The following is a 22,120-nucleotide window of genomic DNA, read 5'->3' as shown; positions in this document are numbered from 1 at the left end:
CATCTGCTTATATAATAGTGTAAAAAAGGAGTGAGCGCATGGAACGAAGGCATCATGCTTTAAGTTCCGAAGGGATCAGCCAGTGCCTCAAACTTCTAAGCGACCCGACGAGGCTTTTGATGCTGAAGCTTCTGAAGGATAAGGAATATTGTGTCTGCGAGCTGACGGCTATTTTTGATATAAGTCAGCCCGGCATCAGCCAGCACTTGAGGAAATTAAAGAACGCCGGCCTTGTGCGGGAAAGACGCGAGGGTCAGTGGCGGTACTATGCCATTCATCCGTCCGGTCCGGAATACGCGCTGGTTTGCTCGATTCTGCAGCAGATAGATGAAAAGGACGAAGTTTTACAGACATTGCGGCAAAAAGAAGTCACTGTTACATGCCGGTAAGGGGGATATATTCTTGGGAGTTGCGGTTTTATCAGCGCTGATTTTTGTGCTGACACTTGTGTTTGTCATATGGCAGCCGAAACATATATCAATCGGCTGGTCTGCCTGCGGCGGGGCGGTCCTCGCTTTGATCGCCGGAGCAGTCAGCCTGCACGATATCGCGGAAGTGACGGGAATCGTCTGGAATGCGACACTTGCCTTTATCGCCATTATTATCATTTCATTGATTCTTGACAGTATCGGTTTTTTTGAGTGGGCCGCGCTGCATATGGCCATGGCGGCCAAGGGCAGCGGGCTGCGGATGTTTCTCTATGTGTCGGTCTTAGGGGCTGTTGTCTCCGCCCTGTTTGCCAATGACGGAGCGGCGCTCATTTTGACCCCGATCGTACTGGCGATGGTGCGGGCTTTGAATTTACCTGAAAAGCTGGTTTTTCCTTTTATTATCGCCGGAGGATTCATCGCCGACACCACCTCGCTTCCGCTCGTTGTAAGCAATTTGGTCAATATTGTATCCGCCGATTACTTCCATATCGGATACATTGAATATGCATCACGCATGCTGGTGCCCAACCTTTTTTCTCTGGCGGCAAGCATTTTGGTGCTGTATCTCTATTTCAGAAAAAACATTCCGAAACGGTATGACACCGCTCTTGTGAAACATCCGGCATCCGCGATTAAGGATGAACGCCTTTTCCGGTTATCGTGGGCTGTGCTGGCCGTTTTATTGATCGGATATTTCGTCAGCGAACTGCTGTCGATACCCGTTTCCTTCGTTGCCGGCTCCATCGCGGTCATTTTTCTCATTCTGGCGCAGCGAAGCCCCGCCGTCCCTGCGAAACAAGTCATCAAGGACGCCCCGTGGGCCATCGTGTTTTTTTCTGTCGGCATGTATGTTGTCGTGTACGGCTTGCGGAATGCCGGACTGACGGATCTTCTTTCTCAGCTTATACAGAAAGCGGCGGATCACGGTTTGTTTGCGGGCACACTCGGAATGGGGTTTATCGCGGCGATCCTCTCCTCCGTTATGAATAACCTGCCGACGGTGATGATTGACGCCATAGCCATCAGCGGAACGGACGCTCACGGGCTGATGAGAGAAGCATTGATTTACGCGAATGTTATCGGTTCGGACCTCGGGCCGAAGATCACGCCGATCGGGTCGCTGGCGACGTTGTTATGGCTCCACGTGCTGAGCCGGAAAAACGTGAAAATTTCCTGGGGAATGTATTTCAAGACAGGTCTGATATTAACCATTCCGACGTTATTCATCACCCTGATCGGACTTTATTTATGGCTGTTATGGCTCGCTTGAGATGAAAAACCTTTTAAGTTGAATCTTAAAAGGTTTTTTTGTGTCAAAAATCCGAAAAGTAAAACTTTTATATTTTAAAAGTATAGACATTTAGTTTTAAAAGATTATAATATTCATGAAAACGTTTTAACTTTATGAAAGAAGGGATTTCTCATGAAAAGAATTTTATTAGCCTGCAGCTCAGGCATGTCCACCAGCCTTCTTGTTACGAAAATGCAGAATTACGCCCGCTCCATCGGTGAGGAAGCCGAGATTTGGGCAGTCGGACAGGATAAAGCAAAAGAAGCGATGAAAGATGCAGACGTCGTACTGATCGGCCCGCAGATGAGTTTTTTAAAAGGTGAGCTTCAGAAAGAGGCGGACCCGCTTCACATCACCGTTGATGTGATTGATATGATGGCATACGGCATGGGAGACGGCAAAAAAGCATACGAACAGGCCGTTGCCTTGATAGAGAACAAATAAAGGAGGCGATAAGCATGGAAACGTACACGGATGAACAGATCAGTTTTCAGCTGATTCTTCACAGCGGCAATGCCCGCAGCAATATTATTCAATCGATACGCGCTTATAAAGACGGCCGGACAGATGAGTCAGACACCTTTCTGACAAAGGCTGAAGAAGAACTGGGGAAAGCGCACGACATCCATTTTCAGATGATTCAAAAAGAAGCCGGCGGCGCCAAGACGGATGTCTCTCTGCTTTTTATGCATGCTGAAGATCACTTAATGTCAGCGCTTTCAATGAAAGAGCTCGTCAAAGAAATGCTCGACTTATTTCAATCAAAGAATTTATAAAAAGCCGGGGGTGAAGACGTGTTTGAGAAAATCAGCCAATTCCTTGTTCCGATCGCGGGCAAATTAAACAATAACCGCTACTTGCAAGTCTTACGGGATGCTTTTATGCTGGCGTTTCCGCTGACCATTTTCGGTTCGGTGTTCGTCGTGCTGACGAACCTGCCGTTTTTAAACAAAATCATGAGCAGCTCCGCCCTGTCTGTCTTTCAATCCGGATTTGGCGGCGCTTCGACGGCGACGATGGGGATTATGTCCATTTTTGTCGTCTTCGGGATCGGCTATTACCTTTCCAAAAGCTACGAAGTGGAGGCCGTATTCGGCGGAGCGATCGCATTGGTTTCTTTTCTGCTGCTCACCCCGTTCGTTTTAGAGCCGGAAACGGGCAAAGCGGTCGCAGGCGTCATTCCGGTTGACCGGCTTGGAGCAAAAGGGATGTTTCTCGGCATGATGACCGCATTTTTGTCAGGTGAAATCTACAGAAGAATCGTTCAGAGAAACTTAACGATTAAGATGCCTGCCGGTGTTCCTCCGGCTGTTGCTAAATCGTTCGCCGCATTGATTCCGGCTTTTATCACGCTTACCGTCTTCCTCTTGATCAATGCGGCTGTCACCCAGATCTTTCACACCAATCTGCATGATGTCATTTATCATACGGTTCAAGCCCCGCTTGTCGGACTTGGAAGCGGTATCATTCCTACATTAATCGCTGTTTTCTTTATTCAGATTTTATGGTTTTTCGGACTTCACGGACAAATCATTATCAATTCCGTGATGGACCCGATTTGGAATACATTACAGGTCGAAAATTTAGCTGCGTATACAGCGGGAAAAGAGATTCCCCATATTATTTCTAAGCCGTTTATGGAGATTTACACCGTCGGAATGGGCGGAACCGGAATGACATTGGCCATAGTGATCGCCATCTTGCTTTTTATGAAAAGCAAACAGATGAAACAGATATCCAAACTCGGTCTCGCGCCGGGCATCTTCAACGTCAATGAGCCGGTTATTTTCGGTTTGCCGATCGTGATGAACCCGATCATTATCATTCCGTGGGTCATCGCGCCGATGGTTGTCACCCTCGTCACCTACCTGGCCATGTCGGCGGGGATCGTGCCCCCTCCTACCGGCGTGACCGTGCCTTGGACCGTCCCCCTTTTCATTAACGGGATTATGGCGACCAATTCCGTCATGGGCGGCATTATGCAGCTGGTCAACCTCTGTATTGTGTTTGTCATCTGGTTCCCGTTTCTTAAAGCGCTGGACAAATTAAACATGGCAAAGGAAAAAGAAGCTGAGACCGAGCAGCATGCCCGGGATGACAGCATGAGTATGTAATCAAAATCGCAGTAAGGGAGAGAAATCAATTGACTGAATCAAATATTCAATATCGTTTTCCGGAAGGATTCTGGTGGGGGTCTTCCGCCTCCGCCACCCAAACAGAAGGCGCCGCTGACAGAGACGGAAAAAGCCAAAACATATGGGATTACTGGTATGAAAAAGAGCCGAGCCGTTTTTTTAACGGCGTCGGCCCCGGCGACACGTCACGTTTTTACGATCAATACAAGGAGGATATCCGGCTGATGAAAGAAATCGGCCATAACTCCTTCCGGCTGTCTATTTCCTGGTCAAGATTGATTCCGGACGGAACTGGCGAGGTCAATCAGAAAGCGGTCGCGTTTTATCAGGACGTCATCGATGAAATGCTTGCCCATCGCATTGAGCCGTTTGTCAATTTGTTTCACTTTGACATGCCGCTCGCCCTTCAGCGTAAGGGGGGCTGGGTTAGCCGGAACACCGTTGACGCGTTTGAAAATTACGCCGAAACATGCTTTTCGCTATTCGGTGACAAGGTGAAAAAATGGTTCACTCACAACGAGCCGATTGTGCCGATTGAAGGTGGCTACTTATACGACTTTCACTACCCGAATCACGTTAATTTTCAAGAAGCAGTGCAGGCCGGTTTCCATACCCTGCTGTCGAATGCAAGGGCTGTCAAAGCCTACAGAGAATTGAAACAGGAGGGACAAATCGGAATCATTCTGAATTTGACGCCTTCTTATCCGAGAAGCTCACATCCTGAAGATGTCAAAGCGTCCCGGATTGCCGACGCCTTTTTCAACCGCTCATTTTTAGATCCCGCCGTAAAGGGCGAATTTCCTGAGGAGCTTGTCGAGATTCTCAAGGCGGAAGGCTTTCTGCCGCGTTATGAGAAAGAAGATCTCCGCCTCATTCAGGAGCATACGGTCGACCTGTTAGGCGTGAACTACTACCAGCCGAGGCGCGTCAAGGCAAAAGAACATGTTCCGAATCCGCATGCCCCTTTCCTGCCTGAGCGTTTCTTCGACCCGTATGTCATGCCCGGCCGGAAAATGAACCCTCACCGCGGGTGGGAAATTTACGAAAAAGGAATCTACGACATTCTCACCAATCTCAGAGAACATTACGGAAATATCGAGTGTTTTATTTCCGAGAACGGCATGGGAGTAGAAGGCGAGGAACGCTTCCGCGATGAAAACGGCATCATTCAGGATGATTACAGGATTGAATTTATCCAGGACCATCTCAAATGGGTGCATCGGGCCATCGGAGAAGGTTCAAATGTAAAAGGCTATCACCTGTGGACTTTCATGGACAACTGGTCTTGGACAAACGCTTATAAAAACCGCTACGGCTTTGTATCTGTCAATCTGGAAAACGGGGGCGAACGGACCGTCAAAAAAAGCGGCCGCTGGTTCAAATCCGTTTCCGATCAAAACGGATTTTAACAGATGAGGAGGGACGGCCATGCTTGGAGGTATTGAAGCCGGCGGCACGAAATTTGTCTGTGCCGCCGGACAAAGAGACGGCACCATTCTGGACAGAGCAGAGTTTCCGACGGGAGAACCGGATGACACACTCAGACAGGTCATCCGTTACTTTAGAGATTTCCCGATAGAAGCCATCGGCATCGGGTCGTTCGGACCGATTGATATCCGTCCTGACAGTCAAACATACGGGTGCATCACCGCGACGCCAAAGACAGCCTGGCGGAACTGCCCTATTCTTCAAACGATCAAAAGCGCTCTGGGTATTCCTGCAGGCTTCACCACCGACGTGAATGCGGCGGCGCTCGGAGAAGCTTCTTTCGGCGCGGCCAAAAACGCGGACAGCTGCCTCTATTTGACGGTCGGCACAGGCATCGGCGCGGGCGCCATCATGAACGGCAGATTTGTTCAAGGGCTGTCTCATCCTGAAATGGGCCACATTTATGTCAGAAGACATCCGGACGACGGCTACAAAGGCAATTGCCCATACCATACAGATTGTCTGGAAGGTCTCGCGGCAGGCCCCGCCATTGAGAAACGCTGGGGGAAAAAAGCATTTTTGCTCACGGATCAGCAGGAAGTGTGGGAGCTTGAGGGCTATTATATTGCCGAAGCGCTTGTGCAGTATATTCTCATACTTTCGCCGGAAAAGATCATTCTCGGCGGGGGCGTCATGAAGCAGCGGCAGCTGTTCTCTTCTATCCGTCAGCACGTGAAAAAGCGGCTGAATCAATATATTGATCTGCCCGATATTGAACACTTCATCGTTCCCCCTCAATTAGGGATTCACTCCGGCGCGGCCGGTTCGCTCGTATTGGCGGAGCAGGTCTTAGAAGCGGCAAACCGGGAGGCGGGAAAATGACGAAACTCTTATTTTTGGAACCGGTTTTTAAAGAAAGATTATGGGGCGGGACGAAGCTGCGCGATACATTCGGGTATGAGATTCCTTCTGAGCGGACGGGAGAGTGCTGGGCGATTTCAGCTCATCCGCACGGCACATCCATCGTGCGGAACGGGCCTTTTTCCGGAACATCATTACAGCGTCTCTGGAGTGAACACCCTGACCTGTTCGGACATCCGAAAGAAGAGGCTTTTCCCCTGCTCACAAAAATTCTTGACGCAAATATGGACTTATCCGTACAGGTTCATCCGGATGACGCATATGCACATCGGCATGAAAACGGAGAACTCGGAAAAACGGAATGCTGGTACGTGTTGGACTGCAAAAAAGACGCGGAGCTCATTTTAGGGCATCGCGCCCAAACGAGAGAAGACTTCGTTCGGCTCATTGAACAAAACGAGTGGGATCACCTGCTCCGCCGCATCCCCATTAAGCCCGGCGATTTTTTCTATGTCCCGAGCGGCACACTGCACGCTTTATGTGAAGGTACGCTCGTTCTTGAAATCCAGCAAAGCTCTGATGCCACCTACCGGCTTTACGACTATGACCGGACGGATGGGAACGGGAATAAACGCGAGCTTCATCTTCAGAAAGCAATTGACGTAACAGACATTCCGCATACCGATGAAAATGTAAAAAGCACAAAGCATCGGATCGGAGATGCTCTGATTACGATACTCGCCGAAACACCTTTCTTTTCAGTTTATCAATGGGATGTGAGCGGGAAAGCATCATTCCCCGCACCCGGCCGGTATTTACTCGCAAGCGTCATGAAAGGACGCGGAGAACTGGATGGATGCCCCATTCACAAAGGCGATCACTTTATCGTGCCGGCGGATTCCGGAGATTTTGTTATAGAAGGAGATTGTGAGGTTATCGTTTCACATCCTTCATCATCTTAAAAATCAGGAGGTCTTTTATATGCTCAAAAAGTTAGCAGCCTGCCTGTCTATCGTTTTATTACTCTTAGGAGCCGCCAGTCCGATATCGGCTCACACCGTTTATCCCGTCAACCCAAATGCCCAGCAGACGACAAAAGATATCATGAACTGGCTGGCGCACCTGCCCAACCGTTCAGAAAACAGGGTCATGTCCGGGGCGTTCGGCGGGTACAGCGATGTCACTTTTTCAATGACAGAGGAAAACCGCTTGAAAAACGCGACGGGACAGTCTCCCGCCATCTACGGCTGTGACTATGGGAGAGGATGGCTTGAAACAGCGGATATCACCGATTCTATCGATTACAGCTGCAACAGCAGCTTAATCTCATACTGGAAAAGCGGCGGCCTCCCTCAGGTCAGCCTGCATCTCGCAAATCCGGCTTTTCCATCCGGAAACTATAAAACAGCCATCTCAAACAGCCAGTACAAAAACATTCTGGACCCTTCAACTGTTGAAGGAAAACGGCTTGAGGCGCTGCTCAGCAAAATCGCCGACGGCCTTACTCAGCTGAAAAATCAAGGCGTCACCGTTCTGTTCAGACCGCTGCATGAAATGAACGGCGAGTGGTTCTGGTGGGGGCTGACAGGCTACAACCAAAAAGACACGGAAAGAATCTCGCTGTACAAAGAGCTTTACAAGAAGATATACCGCTATATGACAGAGACAAGAGGGTTGGATAACCTTTTGTGGGTGTATTCGCCGGATGCCAACAGAGACTTTAAGACAGACTTTTACCCAGGCTCATCTTATGTGGATATTACCGGTCTGGACGCTTACTTCACTGATCCGTATGCGATATCAGGCTATGATGAAATGCTGTCTCTGAAAAAACCGTTTGCCTTTGCCGAAACCGGTCCGTCCGGCAATATCGGAAGCTTTGATTATGCTGCTTTTATCAAGGCGATCAGGCAAAAATACCCCGAGACCACGTACTTTTTGACATGGGATGAACAATTAAGTCCGGCGGCCAATCAAGGCGCGCAAAGCCTTTATCAAAACAGCTGGACGCTGAACAAGGGCGAAATATGGAACGGCGGGTCCTTGACGCCGATCACGGAATAACCGCTTCTTTTGAAAATCGGTTTTAAATTACGGCTCTGCTGGGCATATTGTTACCGTTCAAAAAGGAGGGTTCAACAATGGAAAATAACAAAAACAGCGAAGAAACGCTTTCCAGTAAGACGACCGGTAAAGGCGAGTCAGAAGACACGCTGACAAACCGGCAGGGCCATCCGGTCACTGACAACCAGAATGTCAGGACAGTCGGCAATAGAGGACCGACGACATTGGAGAATTATGATTTTTTGGAGAAAATCAGCCACTTTGACCGCGAACGGATTCCCGAGCGCGTCGTTCACGCGCGCGGCGCCGGCGCACACGGATACTTTGAGGCGTACGGAAGTTTTGGAGACGAGGAGATTTCTACATACACAAGAGCGAAAGTGTTTCAAAAGAAAGGAATGAAAACTCCGGCGTTTGTGCGGTTTTCTACCGTCAACCACGGAAAGCATTCCCCGGAAACATTGCGTGACCCCCGGGGTTTTGCCGTTAAGCTTTATACCGAAGACGGCAACTGGGATCTGGTCGGCAACAACTTGAAAATCTTTTTTATCCGTGATCCGCTGAAGTTCCCGGATCTTGTGCACGCATTTCAGCCTGATCCCGTTACGAACATTCAGGACGGCGAGCGTATTTTCGACTTCATTTCCCAATCACCGGAAGCGACTCATATGATCACTTTCTTGTTTTCGCCGTGGGGCATCCCGGCCAACTACCGGCAGATGCAGGGCTCAGGCGTCCATGCCTACAAATGGGTCAATGAAGAAGGAAAAGCCGTGCTCGTCAAATATCACTTTGAACCGAAACAGGGCATCCGCAACCTGACACAGAAGGAAGCGGAAGAGATTCAGGGGAAAAACTTTAACCATGCGACACAGGATTTGTATGAAGCGATTGAAAAAGGCGATTACCCTGAATGGGAAGTGTATGCGCAAATCATGACTGATGACGAACACCCCGAGCTGGATTTTGATCCGCTTGATCCGACCAAGCTGTGGTATAAAGACGATTTCCCTTGGAAGCCGATCGGTAAATTGGTTCTGAACAAAAACCCGGAAAACTACCATGCCGAGGTGGAACAGGCCTCATTCGGAACGGGCGTGCTTGTGGACGGCCTTGATTTTTCGGATGACAAATTACTTCAGGGGCGGACATTCTCCTATTCAGATACCCAGCGGTACCGCGTCGGCGCAAACTACCTGCAGCTTCCGATCAACTCGCCGAAAAAGCATGTCGCCACCAACCAGGAAGGCGGGCAAATGCAGTATCTGGTCGATCGGGCAGAAGGACAAAACCCGCACGTCAACTATGAGCCGTCCATTATGGGAGGACTCAACGAAGCAAAGCAGGATGGGAAAGACCATACACCTCATGTCGAAGGCGATGTGAAGCGGGAAGCGATCGACCGGCCGAATAACTTCGGCCAGGCCGGAGAAACATACCGCAGATTTTCGGAATTTGAACGGAACGAATTGATCACAAACTTGGTCAATACGCTTTCTTCCTGCCGCAAAGACATTCAGGATCAAATGATTGAGAATTTCACAAAAGCAGATCCGGACTACGGAAAACGTGTGGCGGAAGGGCTGAAAAAAGCCTCCGAAAGCAACAGCGGCGGGCCGATCGGCACTACTGATACAGCACAAGCCGCAAAACAGGCTGAACAGGAAAGCCATCCGTCTGATCCGTATTAAATAAAAAAACAGGACAATCGCGTCCTGTTTTTTTTTGAGCTAATTCAGCTCCTGTATATTCTGCTCCGCCGCGGCCGCAAATACTTTCGGCTCCGGACGGTCAAGATCTTCATGGAATAAACTTACTTTGTGAATCTGCCGGTTGTCGTACAGATGAAAGTAGTAGTTCCCGGTGTCACAGCACATGACCGACGTATACTGCGTATAATCAATTTCATTCTCCTCTGTGATCACCGCGCCTTTTGGAATATTCACATTGGACAGCACGTGAAAAGCGGCCGTAACGCCATCCGTTTCATGAGCGGCAGGCTCTAAATGCTCTTTCAGATAAGCGGCTCTGATGAATCGGGATGGCGGCGTGTAATCACCGGGAAGCCCGATCGTTCCAGATCCTTGGCCGAAAGCGGTTAATGTCATTCCGCCCAATGTTTTGCTTTCTGACTGCTGCGGCCTGATTCCGATATAATGGCGCAGATTGGTCACATGCCAAGGAAATTCCGGACTGTTGGTCATCACTCCGGGTTTGTTGTCATATACTTTCATTCCCTCCGGTGTCGGCTCGATGACAATGCAGCCGCCCGTGCGGTCTGATAAAATCCAATGAAGAGGCAGCACCGTATCCAATAACATTAACTTCTTCTCTACAATCGTCAGCATTGAGAGCTTTTCCTTTATGTCTTCAAGAGATTCACAGTTTGATAAGGCCCAGGTGACAAACTCATGAGGAGCGATGTGACAGGTGCCCTCCCGTTCCGCTTTCTCGTATCCCGCAAAGCCCGGAAAATACAGCGTCGCACACGACAGCCCTTTTTCATTTACGCCGTCGGCAAACAGAACATTGCCGAGATTTCTCCCCATGCCGATAAATGCGTATTTCGTCTTATGCATCCTGCCGTCAGCTTCGCTTTTCCAGCTGTACTGACGAGGATAAAGCACGACGTCCGTCCCGAGCTGAAATGCAAAATCCATCGTTCGCGCCAATAGGTGATTACCGTCTGTCGTTTTCAATGTAAGACTTGTACACATATCATCAATCCCCTTTTCATTAATGAAATTTACACAAAGTAAACTATTCTTCCAGCTTAACGAATAATGGCTCCATTCGTCAAAAGATTGACACATTTCTCCTTAATACATATTAGTCCGTAAGCATATCCATGCCTTTTAAACCCTGGCAAATCGTTTTGGCGGCAGTGTTTGTTCCGTTTTTTCAAAAAAATTTTGAACGGCTGTCAACGAGGCTTTACATTGTTTTTCCTGCATGCTGGAATTTGTAAACGGCAGGTCAATCTGTTAAGCTATGTCTTTATGTTAAAGAAGAACATACGGAGGAGATTATCTATTGAAAGTAGAAAGGCGAACGATTGAACATATTCCGCATGACGAAAGACACGGAAAGGCTAAAGATTTATTCCCCGTCTGGTTCGGGGCTAATATGCATATTACGACGTTAGTCACAGGCACACTGCCCGTTACAATGGGACTCGATCTCTTTTGGAGTATCGCCGCCATTATTATCGGGACCTTTATCGGCGCAATCTTTATGGCGTCTCATTCCGCACAAGGACCTCAGCTCGGAATTCCGCAAATGATTCAAAGCCGCGCGCAATTCGGCGTGATCGGAGCGATTCTGCCCCTCTTTTTGGTCATGTTTATCTACCTGGGCTTCTTTGCGAGCAGTACGATTCTCGCAGCCGGTACACTGAGCAGCTTTGTACCGATTCCGGCTTCATGGTGTATTATCGGCTTAAGCGCCATCTGTTTTTTACTCACGATCTACGGTCATGATCTGATTCACAAAATGCAGAAAATCCTCTCTTGGACCTCCTTTGCCGTTTTTTTTGCTGCAACGATTCTTATTTTTCAACTGCCGATTCCTTCAGGAAGCTGGGTGCCCGGCTCATTAGACCTGCCTGTTTTCCTAGTGGCGGTCAGCGCGGTGGCCACATGGCAGCTGGCATACGCGCCATATGTCGCAGATTATTCCCGTTATCTGCCGGTCAAAACACCGGCATCGCATACCTTTTGGTACAGCTACGCAGGTACGTCAGTCAGTTCCATCTGGATGATGCTTCTCGGCGCCATTTTGACGACGGCGCTCCCGGAATTTACCGCTAATGCGGGAAATGAGATTGTCCGATTGTTCGGTCCGTTTTCCTTTATTATGCTGATCATCGTCCTGTTCGGGCAAATGGCGATCAACGTCTTTAATTTATACGGAGCCTTTATGTCTACGACGACTACCTTAGAGCCGTTTTTAAAACTGAAGGTGACGCCGAAAACGAGAGTGGTAATGATCCTTTGTGTGACGGCAGCAGGTACTGTATTAAGTCTCTTGGGCCAAAGCAATTTCATGGAACTGTTTTTAAATTTCATCTTTTTCATCAGTTATTTCTTAATTCCATGGACGGCGATCAACCTCGTGGATTACTATTTTATCCGCCGCGGAAAATACCACGTCAAATCGATGTTTGACGTCAACGGACAATACGGCAGGGTCAATTGGATTACAGCGGCCGCCTTCGTTTTGTCGATTATATTAGAAATCCCATTCATCAATACATCCTTTTACATCGGGCCGCTCGCTGAAGTATTCGGCGGAGGCGACATTGCCTGGGTCATCGGCCTGGCCGTTCCGTCGCTGCTGTATTATGTCCTGATGAAATCAAGGGTAAAACAACAAGAGGCGCCTTCTCTATGAAGACGCCTTTTCTTTATTCATATTCCTTCCATACACGCGGCAGCAGTTCAGAAAGTTCGTGCGCCAATAAGGTATGGGCGGAGCGCTCTTTCGTCCATAACTCCGCACATTCACCGTGAAGGCGGACGGCGTTCAATACGGCATGCTTCGGGTCTTGATGACAGCACAGCATGCCGAGAATCATTCCCGTCAGCGTGTCGCCGGTCCCGCCTTTTGCAAGCGCGCCGTTTCCTGTTGTATTCCTGCGGCATTCCCCGTCGGGAAAAGCGATAATGGTTTCGTTTCCTTTCAGGACAATCGTAGCATGAAGCCGCTCCGCACATTCCGCGGCATATCCCGCTCTGTTCTGCTGAATCTCTTGAATCGGAAGGCCTGTCATTCTGGAAAATTCGCCGGGATGAGGCGTCAAGATCACGGGGGCTTTCCTCTTTGGATAGGTTCTTTTCGTTATGGCGCCCGCATCCAGTATGACGGGATAATCGGCAGAAAGCAGCTGATCAGCCGCCTGCTGCACTTCGTCTGTTTGAGGAAGGCCCGGCCCGATGGCAGCGGCCCGGATGGTTTCCCCGGGCTGGCCCGCCGCGGCTTTTTTCCAGCCGTCACGCCAGTACGTCGCTTCCGGCAGCACCGGGACGATAAGCGGGATGACGCCTGCCGATGTACCGATGACGAGCTTGCCGACACCGCTTCTCATCGCGCCCAATCCGGCCAGAAGGGCGGCTCCCGGCATGTCTTCGCTGCCGGCCAGCAATAACGCCGTCCCGAACGTCCCCTTATGGCTGTCTGCCTCCCGCTTCGGCAGCGTATCTTTCACATCCTGTTCCGTCCAATCCATTATATTCATCTCTGTACCTCCTCTTCTGTCTCCTATTTATATTCCAAACAAGAAGAGATTTTAAACCGCACAAAAAAAACAGCCGCTTGCTTGCGGCTGTTTATGTTCTGATCGGAACATCAAGACGGTAAAGCTTCCGGTACCGTTCGTTTTCTGCAAGCAGCTCTTGATGGGTTCCTTCCATTTCTGCTTTTCCATTTTCTAAAAAGACGATTTTATCGGCTGTTTCCACACCCGCTAAATGGTGTGTAATCCAGAGGATCGTTTTCTCTTTAAAGACATCAAAAATCGTATCAAGCAATTCGCGTTCAGTGACCGCATCAAGGCCGACCGTCGGTTCATCAAGGATGATGACCGGCGTGTCTTGGAGCAGAATACGGGCAAGCGCGATCCGCTGCCGTTCCCCGCCTGAGAAACGAATCCCCGTCTCCTGCACGGACGTTTCATATCCGTCAGGCAGTGATTCAATATAATCATGCAGCTTCACTTGCCGAGCCGCACGCCTAACATCTTCATCACTCGCCTTGCCGTTTCCGAGCCGGATATTGTTCATAATGCTCGTGTTAAAGAGATGAGGTTTCTGATTCAAAACGGCCACCGCTGAGGAAATCTGCTCCTGCACGGCCGCAGTTTCCAGCCCGTTCAGCATCACTTTGCCCGAATCGGGAACTAAGGCGCCTTCAATTAAAGCGAGAGAGGTCGACTTACCGGAGCCGCTCCTGCCGAGCAGCGCCATTTTTTCACCTTGGCGGAGAGTGAAGGAAAAACGGTCAAGCACATGACTGTGCTGATCATAAGAAAACGTCACGTTATCAAATGTAAGTGTCACATCAGATACATCCAGTTTCTCATCTGTCTGCTTCACCTCACGACTTCGCAGCTCCGGAGCCGCCTGACTCATTCTTTTGATGGAATCCTGATAAGAAGGCACTTCCGTCAGCGCATCCGAAAGGGGCAGAAACGCCTCCGTCAATGGAAATACGACAAGCACAAAGGCCGCGATCATCGTGTTGGCGATGCTGCCGTCCGCATACTGACCCGCCGTCCAGAACAGCATGATCAATATGAGGCCGCCGACAAGACATTGCGCGGCGAGATCACGCCATCTCGTAAACCGCTGACGTTTGCTTTCAAGATCAAACCATGCCTTCTCTTTCTCTTCATAAGAGGAAATAAAGGCCGCCTGGCGTCCCGAGAACATCCAGTCGCTCACGCCGAGCACGGCATCTGTCAGCCGGCTGTAGAGCGTATTCCGGCCGCTTTTCAGCCTCATGTTTTTCGCTCTCGTCACAAGAAGCGACACAACCGGAAACATTACAACCAATATAAACAGGTAAATCGCCGCAAAAGCGGCAAACGGCCAGGAATAAAAGCCGAGTCCGATAACGGAGGCCGCATACAGCAGCAAAGCGGAAACCGCAGGGAAAATCGTTTTTAAAAACGCATCCTGCAAATGCTCAATATCCTCAGCCAAAATGCCGAGCATGTCGCCCGTCCGAAAACGGGATGAAAGCATAAGCGAGGCCGGCTCCAGCATATTGTAAAGCCGCACCCTCATGTCGGACACGATTTTCAAAATGATATGGTGCCCCGTCAGACGCTCGGCGTACCGTGAGACTGAACGGGCAATCCCGAAGGTCCGCACGGCTACAATCGGAACGTACACCAGCAGGATATTCTCAGGCCTAGTCGCCGACTTAGAGATCAAAAAACCGGAAGTGAACATGAGAAAGGCCGCCGAAAAAATCGTCACCGCGCCTAAAAAAATCACAAGAACAAACAAACGGGCATTTTGCTTCATATACGGCAGAATCCATTCTTCTTTTCTCATGTTCTTTCCCCCAGTTGCGCCTTTACAAGTTTGGCGTATACGCCTTGTTTCGCCATCAATTCGTCGTGGGTGCCGATTTCCGCCACCGCGCCGTCATCAAGCACGATAATTTCGTCCATCTCAAGCATCCAGTGAAGACGGTGAGTGGCCAGAAAAACAAGTTTGTTTTCAAACAGGTCTTTCATCGTTTCTTTTATTTCATATTCTGTTTCAATATCAAGGTGAGCGGTCGGCTCATCCAAAAGGAGAATCGGCCGGTTTCCTAAAAAGGCTCTGGCCAGCGCGACACGCTGAGCCTGTCCTCCGCTGAGCGCCCGTCCGCCCTCGCCGATCCGGCCGTCAAGACCGCCGGGCAGATCACGGATCAGTTCGGAAAGACCCGCCGATCTAGCGGCCTGCGCCGTGTCCTCACGCGAAGCATCAGGATGATAAAACCGGATATTATTCAAAAGCGTGTCATCAAAAATGTACGGGTGCTGCGGAATATAAAGCAGCTGCTTCTGCCAGCCGTCCGACTGCAGATGCGAGCGTGATTCACCGTTTACCTTGATCTCACCGGACGCAGGCTCTAAAAAGCCGCCCAGCACATCAATGAGTGTCGATTTTCCCGCACCGCTTTCCCCGATAATCCCGATTTTCTTCTTCCCTTTGAAGGACAGATGAAATTCAGACATCGATTCTCGGACGGACAAACGCGTAAGCTGTAATTCATCCCCGTCAGTCCACGTATCAAGTTCGAGCGGCTTTTCTTCTTTAAAACCGGGCTGCGCCAAAATCGCTTGAATGGTTTTCCCCGCCTCCTGCCCGTTTAACGTCGCGTGGTAATCATTTCCCACTTCGCGGACCGGGAGAAAATATTCAGGCGCGAGAATGAGCGCGGTCAATGCCGGCCCGAGCTGAATTTGTCCGTCTATCAGCCGCAAGCCGAGAAACACCGCCACTGTCGCCACCGACAGCATCGTAAAAAAGTCCAGGGCGAATGATGATAAAAACGCGACCCGGAGCGTGCTCATCGTCGCCTTGCGGTATCTCTCACTGACATGAAAGATGTTTTTACTGTGTGATTTGCTTAATCCTAAAAACCGCAATGTCTCCAGTCCGCGGAGCGAATCCACGAAATGATTGGAAAGCGTCTGATAGGACTTCCATTGGCGATCGGCTTTTTTCTGTGCGACAAGTCCGAGCAGAATCATAAATACAATCAAAATCGGAAGCGCAAGAATCAGAATCAATGCCGATGTCTTATCCTGAAAAAACACGTAAATAACAACGGCCGCCGGCACAATCGCCATGCTCACCATTTTCGGCAGAAACAGCTCTAAATAACGGCGGAACTGGCTGATGCCTTCCATCGCCAGCATCACCATCCGGCCTGTCCCCTCTTTTTTCGCAAAGCGGGGACCGAGACGGAACAATTGCTCAAGAAATCTTTTTCTAACGTCTGCGCCGGTTTGCGCGGCATATTGGTACACGATTTTCTGCCGGACCGTTGTCACCGCATGCCGGACCAAAAACGCAAGCAGGAAAAAGCCGATAACCGGATAAAGAGAAGCAATCCGCTTCCCGTTAAATAATCCGGTTACCGCCTGGCTCAGCCATTCCGCCTGTAAGATGATGGCGGCCGTTTGTATAATCGTTAATCCCGTAATGATCGCAAGAATCCGCTTCATTCCTTTATAAAGAAACAGGTCTTTTCCCATTAATAAGTCATAGGCTCCTTATGGCTGACGCGTTTCCGGAAGACATAATAGCTCCAGATCTGACTGCCGATGACAAACGGCAGCAGAGTCAGTGCGGCAATTGTCATGACCTTAAGTGAATAATCACCGGAAGACGCGTTAGCTACTGTTAAGTCATACGCGCTTTTCAGCGAACTGACCATGACGCGCGGGAACAGAGAGATAAAAATCATCGCAACTGTCAAAGCAAGACCCGCGCCGGTCATACCGAATGCCCAGCCGTCTTTTTTCTTGCTCATGAACACAACGGCAAGAACGTTGCAGATGACAATCAGCACGAATACCGGAATCGTGATGTTTGCCCGGCGTGTAAACATATCCGTATCGTATGCAGACATCGCAAAGAAAGCAAGTACAACAAGAAAGATAACACCGATTACGCGTTTTGCCATTTTTCTCGCACGCTCTTGTAAATCACCGATCGTGCGCAGGGTGATAAACATTAAACCGTGCAGGAATGAAAGAAGGGTGACGGCCGCTCCGCCAAGAACGGAATACACGTTCACAATATCTGAAAAACCCGCATGCATATTCATATGGCCGTCAATCGGCATTCCGCGGAACAAGCTTGTGAAGATAAGGCCGAATACAAACGGCGGGATAAGGCTGCCGAAGAAAATCACCCAGTCCCATGTTTTGACCCATTTTAAATGATTCACTTTTCCGCGGAATTCAAACGCCACGCCGCGGCCCATTAAAGCAAGAAGGATGATGATAAACGGAATATAATATCCGCTCAGCATCGTCGCATACCAGTTCGGGAATGCCGCGAAGATCGCTCCCGTACCTGTCAGCAGCCATACCTCATTCGCATCCCAGAAAGGGCCGATGGTGTTAATCAGCACTCTGCGTTCTAATTCATTATGGCCAAGAAATCGGGTCGAAATGCCGACACCGAAGTCAAAACCTTCTAAAAAGAAAAATCCGACAAACAAAACTGAAACGAGTACAAACCAAAGATCATGAAGTGACCCCATGGTAAACCTCCTGACTGAACGGATCCGTTGATACAGGAACATCCTTATGATCATCATGGTCCGCACCTTTTTTAATTTCACGAACGAATAGGAAGACAAGCAGCGCGCCTAAAATCAAATACATGACGCCGAAGCCGATAATTGAAAACAGCAGAGATCCCGTCGTTACGTTAGGCGAAACGGATTGTGCGGTCGTCATTTGCCCCATAACAGTCCACGGCTGGCGGCCGATTTCAGTCATAATCCATCCTGCAGAGTTCGCAATGAACGGGAATGCGATCAGCGCGATCATGCCCCGTAAATACCACTTGCTCGTATGAAGCTTTTTGCGGCGGTTCAGAATAAAGCCGGCAATCGCGGCAAAAATCATAAGCGCGCCCGCTCCCGCCATAATGCGGAAACTCCAGAACGTCGTTTTAACAGGCGGGATATAGTCGCCTTTTCCGTACGTTTTTTCATATTCTTTTTGAAGTGTTTTCATCCCTTTCACACTGCCGCTGAACTTCTGGTAAGCCAAGTAGCTGAGTGCGTAAGGAATTGAAATCTCTGATGTGTTTTTTTCTTTATTCGTATCAATATTCGCAAAAGCCGTCCACGCGGCAGGATCACCGCTGTCATCCCAAAGCGCTTCACTGGCAGCCATTTTCATCGGCTGCGATTCCATTAAATGCTCAGCCTGCATATGTCCGCTGAACGCAACGCCGATACCGGCGATCAGACCGACAATCATCGAAAGCTTGAAAGATTTATGGAAGAAAGGCACTTCTTTTTTCTTCAATAATTTAAATGCGCTGACACCGGCGATAAAGAAAGCACCCGTCGCAAGCGCCCCGAAAATGACGTGAGGGAATTCAACCCAAAGCTGAGGGTTTGTCAAAAGCGCCCCGAAATCATTCATTTCCGCTCGGCCGTTTTTAATCGTAAAGCCGACCGGCTCCTGCATGAATGAGTTTGCCGTCAAAATCCAGAAAGATGACATAATCGTCCCGAAAGATACAAGCCAAATGCAAAGCAAATGCACTTTTTTAGATAAACGGTCCCAGCCGAAAATCCATAATCCGATAAAAATAGACTCCATAAAAAACGCCAAAAGCGCTTCAATCGCAAGCGGAGCCCCAAATACGTCTCCGACAAAACGGGAATAATCAGACCAGTTCAATCCGAACTGGAATTCCTGAAGAATCCCTGTGACGACGCCGACAGCGAAGTTAATTAAAAAGAGATGCCCCCAAAATTTAGCCATTTTGAGATAGGTCTCTTGTTTTTTGACAACATAAAGCGTCTCCATCAAAGCAACCATAAACACAAGCCCGATAGACAAAGGCACAAACAAGAAGTGAAACAATGTTGTAGATGCAAATTGAATGCGGGCTAATACCAACTCACTCATGATGTTTTTCCTCCAATCTGGTAAATTGCTCAACATTTCACAAACATAGCGAAATCATTGCTCGGTATTTCACAAAAAATGATATATTTGCTCAACGTTTCACAAATTCGTCAAAACTATTGAAATATCAGCCTGTACACCCTGGGGGACAGCGGCTGTCATAGAAATGATTCAATATCATTACTTTACAACGATTCAGCCTAAAAAAAAAGATCAATATACCTAAAATAAGGCTGAAATTGTGACCGATTATTGTCGGATTTGTAGAGATTTTATGTCAGCACCTAGGATATTTGTCCCTTTGATATCGTACCTCTTTTTTATTCGTGTGGCGAACAAAATGCTTTTCTCGGTGAAAAATCCCGCCAAATCGCCATTTTGAGAAAGAAAATGTGAAGAAAGCATGCCCACTAGTAAATTCATAATATATGAACAATTTAAATTTTTTAGTATACTTTAAATGGGGATATTTTTTCACTACATAACGACTGGGGGAACAAGCATGGGAGAACTTCAACCAAAATTGCAAACGGATTCAATCCAAAAACAGGAACGGACTGATAACTGGTTTGCCAGAGCAATGAATATAAGAATCGGCATTATTCCTCTTCCTATCTATATCCTGCTTTTCTTGCTTATTACGGTGTTTGTCATGAGCCGTGATGTAAAAAGCGACATTCTGACATCAATTGCCGTCATGAGTTTTTTCGGATTTACCTTCGGCCAGATCGGAAAATCCATTCCGATCGTGCGTTCCATCGGCGGCCCTGCGATTCTCGCAACCTTTATTCCATCCGCTGTCGTCTACTACCACTTGCTTCCGAAAGACATTATTACTTCAACAACAGAATTCACAGAAAGCTCCAACTTTCTCTATCTATTTATTGCTAGTATCGTCGTCGGCAGTATTCTCGGGATGAAAAGAGAGACGCTCGTCAAAGCTTTCGTCAAGATTTTTATTCCGCTGATCGCCGGCTCGATCGCGGCCGCCATCGTCGGCTTATGCGTCGGGACGCTGCTCGGACTCGGCTTTCAGCACACATTGCTTTATATTGTCGTTCCGATTATGGCGGGGGGTGTCGGTGAAGGCGCGATTCCTTTATCCATCGGCTACTCCGATATTATGCCGATGTCCCAGGGAGACGCCTTTGCGCTTGTGCTGCCGTCCATCATGCTCGGCAGCCTGTGCGCCATTATGTTATCGGGTTTGCTGAATGTCATCGGGAAACGCAAACCGGAATGGACGGGCAACGGGAAGGTTGATAAGTCTGATCATTCCGCTCCCGCATTGGAACAGCCGGCCAATGATAAAACGTTTGATTTGTCCTTTTTCGCTTCGGGCGGTATTTTAGCGGTTTCCCTCTATTTGGTCGGCATGCTGGCGCATGATTTCTTTCAGCTTCCGGCTCCTGTCGTGATGCTCGTCCTTGCCGTTCTCATTAAGCTGTTCAGGCTGGCGCCGGCTTCGATTGAAAACGGAGCCTTCGGCGTCTCGCGCTTTTTCTCGACAGCCGTGACCTATCCGCTCTTATTTGCGATCGGCGTTTCAATGACACCGTGGGACAAGCTGATTGCGGCGTTTACGATCAGCAACATCATTACCATTTTATCTATCGTCGTCACGATGATGGCCGTCGGTTTTCTGATCGGAAAATGGCTGAATCTGTACCCGATTGAGACGGCGATTATTAATGCCTGCCATTCCGGCCAGGGCGGCACCGGCGACGTCGCGATCTTGAGCGCCGCTGAACGGCTTGAGCTTATGCCGTTCGCCCAAGTGTCGACCAGAATCGGCGGAGCGATTACCGTGAGTGTCACCCTTCTGTTGCTTCATCAATTCTATTAAACTGAAAAAAGCCTCCGCATATGCGGAGGCTTGTTATTTCATCACATTTTGAATATAAGAGCCGAATGCCGCGCCGGACATGCCCGGCGATACACGGACGCGGTGAAGCCCGTAAAGCCCCTGATCTCTTGACGCCGCTCCCGGCTCCGTCGTAACCGCCATACGGTAGCCTGACGCGGCGGCGGCTTTTAATGTTTCCTTATTATATCGTCCGACAGGGTAGCTGATCATCGACGTCCGCTGCCCGAACATTTGATCAAATAAACGCTTAGAGTCCTTCATTTCACGTCGCTGCTGCTGCGGTGTGAGCCCGTTCAATTCGAGATGGTTCATCGTATGGCTCTGAATGGAAATGCCGTGGGCGGCCATCTCCTTCATCTGCTTCTCAGTCAGATGATTCTTATGCCCGATATAGTTTCCGATCATAAAGATTGTCGCTTTCATCTTGTATTTCTTTAAAATGGGATAGGCCGCTTTCACATTGTCGGTATAGCCGTCATCAAATGTGATCAGAACACATTTTTCACGCGGCTCCTTATCCTCCGTCAGCATCAGATAGGCCTCTTCAGGAGTCATCGTATAATAGCCGTGATCATGAAGCCACTTCATATGCTGCCGGAATTCTTCCTTCGGCACACGCAGGCTGTTTCCCTCAGAAATGCTGTGGTACATCAGAATCGGCAGTCTTGCCGTTCCTTTCGTTTGAACCCAGGCGGACGTATCCGGCTCTTTTTTGATTTGGCGCTTTACAGACTTTTTATCGTGGTGCGCTTCTGCCTTCGGAATGCTTTGTTCGGCGCTTGCCTCATGGCCCGAGCAGGCGGCAAGCGTAAACACGGCAGCCAAAAGGCACACGCACATGATCATGCGTTTCATCGTTTTCCTGCTTTCTGTCTTCTA

General features: G+C 49.1%; 19 protein-coding genes. 12 read left to right on the top strand and 7 right to left on the bottom strand.

The features are described 5' to 3' along the window. Window positions 1-38: 38 nt before the first annotated feature. The 10 genes from BZ167_RS10860 (at window position 39) to katX (ending at window position 9,901) form a co-directional block, all read left to right on the top strand. A complete protein-coding gene (locus BZ167_RS10860) occupies window positions 39-389 on the top strand; it encodes an ArsR/SmtB family transcription factor (RefSeq protein ID WP_059367547.1) in 351 nt (116 codons plus the stop codon). Between the two features lie 13 nt (window positions 390-402). Next, on the top strand, window positions 403-1,701 hold the full coding sequence (locus BZ167_RS10855; RefSeq protein ID WP_033574346.1) for an arsenical efflux pump membrane protein ArsB: 1,299 nt from the start codon (window positions 403-405) through the stop codon (window positions 1,699-1,701). Window positions 1,702-1,854: 153 nt separating this feature from the next. After that, window positions 1,855-2,166 (top strand): PTS sugar transporter subunit IIB, encoded by a 312-nt coding sequence (locus BZ167_RS10850; protein ID WP_007614670.1) that lies wholly within the window; start codon window positions 1,855-1,857, stop codon window positions 2,164-2,166. Window positions 2,167-2,180: 14 nt separating this feature from the next. After that, window positions 2,181-2,498: a PTS lactose/cellobiose transporter subunit IIA gene (locus BZ167_RS10845; RefSeq protein ID WP_007407750.1), complete on the top strand. Its 318-nt coding sequence runs from the start codon at window positions 2,181-2,183 to the stop codon at window positions 2,496-2,498. Between the two features lie 18 nt (window positions 2,499-2,516). Then, window positions 2,517-3,836 (top strand): PTS cellobiose transporter subunit IIC, encoded by a 1,320-nt coding sequence (celB, locus tag BZ167_RS10840; RefSeq protein WP_012118772.1) that lies wholly within the window; start codon window positions 2,517-2,519, stop codon window positions 3,834-3,836. 29 nt (window positions 3,837-3,865) lie between these two features. Further along, a complete protein-coding gene (locus tag BZ167_RS10835; RefSeq protein ID WP_015418511.1) occupies window positions 3,866-5,266 on the top strand; it encodes a glycoside hydrolase family 1 protein in 1,401 nt (466 codons plus the stop codon). A gap of 19 nt (window positions 5,267-5,285) precedes the next feature. Then, window positions 5,286-6,167 carry an ROK family protein gene (locus BZ167_RS10830; RefSeq protein ID WP_015418512.1) on the top strand — a complete coding sequence of 294 codons (882 nt, stop codon included), beginning with the start codon at window positions 5,286-5,288 and terminating at the stop codon, window positions 6,165-6,167. Continuing rightward, complete coding sequence (manA, locus tag BZ167_RS10825; RefSeq protein ID WP_015418513.1) at window positions 6,164-7,108, top strand: mannose-6-phosphate isomerase, class I; 945 nt, start codon at window positions 6,164-6,166, stop codon at window positions 7,106-7,108. Before BZ167_RS10830 ends, manA begins: the two co-directional genes overlap by 4 nt. A gap of 19 nt (window positions 7,109-7,127) precedes the next feature. Next, window positions 7,128-8,210 (top strand): mannan endo-1,4-beta-mannosidase, encoded by a 1,083-nt coding sequence (locus BZ167_RS10820; protein ID WP_060673839.1) that lies wholly within the window; start codon window positions 7,128-7,130, stop codon window positions 8,208-8,210. A 77-nt stretch (window positions 8,211-8,287) separates the two neighbouring features. Then, window positions 8,288-9,901, top strand: a complete 1,614-nt coding sequence (katX, locus tag BZ167_RS10815) for a catalase KatX (RefSeq protein ID WP_015418515.1) — start codon at window positions 8,288-8,290, stop codon at window positions 9,899-9,901. Between the two features lie 39 nt (window positions 9,902-9,940). On the opposite strand, the gene BZ167_RS10810 is transcribed toward katX, so the two are convergent. Beyond that, the gene (locus BZ167_RS10810) at window positions 9,941-10,927 is read right to left on the bottom strand and encodes a penicillin V amidase (RefSeq protein ID WP_003150840.1); all 987 of its coding nucleotides are present in this window, start codon (window positions 10,925-10,927) and stop codon (window positions 9,941-9,943) included. Between the two features lie 316 nt (window positions 10,928-11,243). Here BZ167_RS10810 and BZ167_RS10805 point away from each other — a divergent pair, with 316 nt between their 5' ends. After that, a complete protein-coding gene (locus BZ167_RS10805) occupies window positions 11,244-12,602 on the top strand; it encodes a purine-cytosine permease family protein (protein ID WP_015418516.1) in 1,359 nt (452 codons plus the stop codon). A 13-nt stretch (window positions 12,603-12,615) separates the two neighbouring features. Here BZ167_RS10805 and BZ167_RS10800 read toward each other — a convergent pair whose 3' ends face one another. From BZ167_RS10800 to BZ167_RS10780, 5 genes are all read right to left on the bottom strand, one after another. Further along, window positions 12,616-13,446: an NAD(P)H-hydrate dehydratase gene (locus BZ167_RS10800; RefSeq protein WP_015418517.1), complete on the bottom strand. Its 831-nt coding sequence runs from the start codon at window positions 13,444-13,446 to the stop codon at window positions 12,616-12,618. Window positions 13,447-13,537: 91 nt separating this feature from the next. After that, window positions 13,538-15,268 carry a thiol reductant ABC exporter subunit CydC gene (gene cydC, locus BZ167_RS10795; protein WP_040238714.1) on the bottom strand — a complete coding sequence of 577 codons (1,731 nt, stop codon included), beginning with the start codon at window positions 15,266-15,268 and terminating at the stop codon, window positions 13,538-13,540. Beyond that, window positions 15,265-16,968, bottom strand: coding sequence for a thiol reductant ABC exporter subunit CydD (gene cydD / locus BZ167_RS10790; protein WP_077392078.1), 1,704 nt, complete (start codon window positions 16,966-16,968; stop codon window positions 15,265-15,267). The genes cydC and cydD overlap by 4 nt, the downstream gene beginning before the upstream one ends. After that, on the bottom strand, window positions 16,968-17,984 hold the full coding sequence (gene cydB, locus BZ167_RS10785) for a cytochrome d ubiquinol oxidase subunit II (RefSeq protein ID WP_061861003.1): 1,017 nt from the start codon (window positions 17,982-17,984) through the stop codon (window positions 16,968-16,970). Before cydB ends, cydD begins: the two co-directional genes overlap by 1 nt. Continuing rightward, window positions 17,968-19,374 (bottom strand): cytochrome ubiquinol oxidase subunit I, encoded by a 1,407-nt coding sequence (locus tag BZ167_RS10780; protein WP_007407763.1) that lies wholly within the window; start codon window positions 19,372-19,374, stop codon window positions 17,968-17,970. Before BZ167_RS10780 ends, cydB begins: the two co-directional genes overlap by 17 nt. 502 nt (window positions 19,375-19,876) lie before the next feature. On the opposite strand from BZ167_RS10780, the gene BZ167_RS10775 reads away from it, so the two are divergent. Beyond that, entirely contained in the window at window positions 19,877-21,220 is a 1,344-nt protein-coding gene (locus tag BZ167_RS10775) for a citrate/malate transporter CimH (protein ID WP_077392077.1), read from the top strand. 33 nt (window positions 21,221-21,253) lie between these two features. Here the strand turns inward: BZ167_RS10775 and BZ167_RS10770 are convergent, their stop codons facing one another. Then, the gene (locus BZ167_RS10770) at window positions 21,254-22,096 is read right to left on the bottom strand and encodes a polysaccharide deacetylase family protein (protein WP_061890894.1); all 843 of its coding nucleotides are present in this window, start codon (window positions 22,094-22,096) and stop codon (window positions 21,254-21,256) included. Between the last annotated feature and the right edge of the window lie 24 nt (window positions 22,097-22,120).

It is taken from the genome of Bacillus sp. 275 (assembly GCF_001999205.1).
Classification (GTDB): Bacteria; Bacillota; Bacilli; order Bacillales; family Bacillaceae; genus Bacillus; species Bacillus velezensis.
This window is presented reverse-complemented; position numbering and strand designations above follow the sequence as displayed.

Bases quoted from the DNA above. Each gene is read 5' to 3' on its own strand.
- BZ167_RS10860 (WP_059367547.1), top strand. From the start codon at position 39: ATGGAACGAAGGCATCATGCTTTAAGTTCCGAAGGGATCAGCCAGTGC.
- BZ167_RS10850 (WP_007614670.1), top strand. From the start codon at position 1,855: ATGAAAAGAATTTTATTAGCCTGCAGCTCAGGCATGTCCACCAGCCTT.
- BZ167_RS10845 (WP_007407750.1), top strand. From the start codon at position 2,181: ATGGAAACGTACACGGATGAACAGATCAGTTTTCAGCTGATTCTTCAC.
- BZ167_RS10830 (WP_015418512.1), top strand. From the start codon at position 5,286: ATGCTTGGAGGTATTGAAGCCGGCGGCACGAAATTTGTCTGTGCCGCC.
- manA (WP_015418513.1), top strand. From the start codon at position 6,164: ATGACGAAACTCTTATTTTTGGAACCGGTTTTTAAAGAAAGATTATGG.
- BZ167_RS10820 (WP_060673839.1), top strand. From the start codon at position 7,128: ATGCTCAAAAAGTTAGCAGCCTGCCTGTCTATCGTTTTATTACTCTTA.
- katX (WP_015418515.1), top strand. From the start codon at position 8,288: ATGGAAAATAACAAAAACAGCGAAGAAACGCTTTCCAGTAAGACGACC.
- BZ167_RS10810 (WP_003150840.1), bottom strand. From the start codon at position 10,927: ATGTGTACAAGTCTTACATTGAAAACGACAGACGGTAATCACCTATTG.
- BZ167_RS10800 (WP_015418517.1), bottom strand. From the start codon at position 13,446: ATGAATATAATGGATTGGACGGAACAGGATGTGAAAGATACGCTGCCG.
- cydC (WP_040238714.1), bottom strand. From the start codon at position 15,268: ATGAGAAAAGAAGAATGGATTCTGCCGTATATGAAGCAAAATGCCCGT.
- cydD (WP_077392078.1), bottom strand. From the start codon at position 16,968: ATGGGAAAAGACCTGTTTCTTTATAAAGGAATGAAGCGGATTCTTGCG.
- cydB (WP_061861003.1), bottom strand. From the start codon at position 17,984: ATGGGGTCACTTCATGATCTTTGGTTTGTACTCGTTTCAGTTTTGTTT.
- BZ167_RS10780 (WP_007407763.1), bottom strand. From the start codon at position 19,374: ATGAGTGAGTTGGTATTAGCCCGCATTCAATTTGCATCTACAACATTG.
- BZ167_RS10775 (WP_077392077.1), top strand. From the start codon at position 19,877: ATGGGAGAACTTCAACCAAAATTGCAAACGGATTCAATCCAAAAACAG.
- BZ167_RS10770 (WP_061890894.1), bottom strand. From the start codon at position 22,096: ATGAAACGCATGATCATGTGCGTGTGCCTTTTGGCTGCCGTGTTTACG.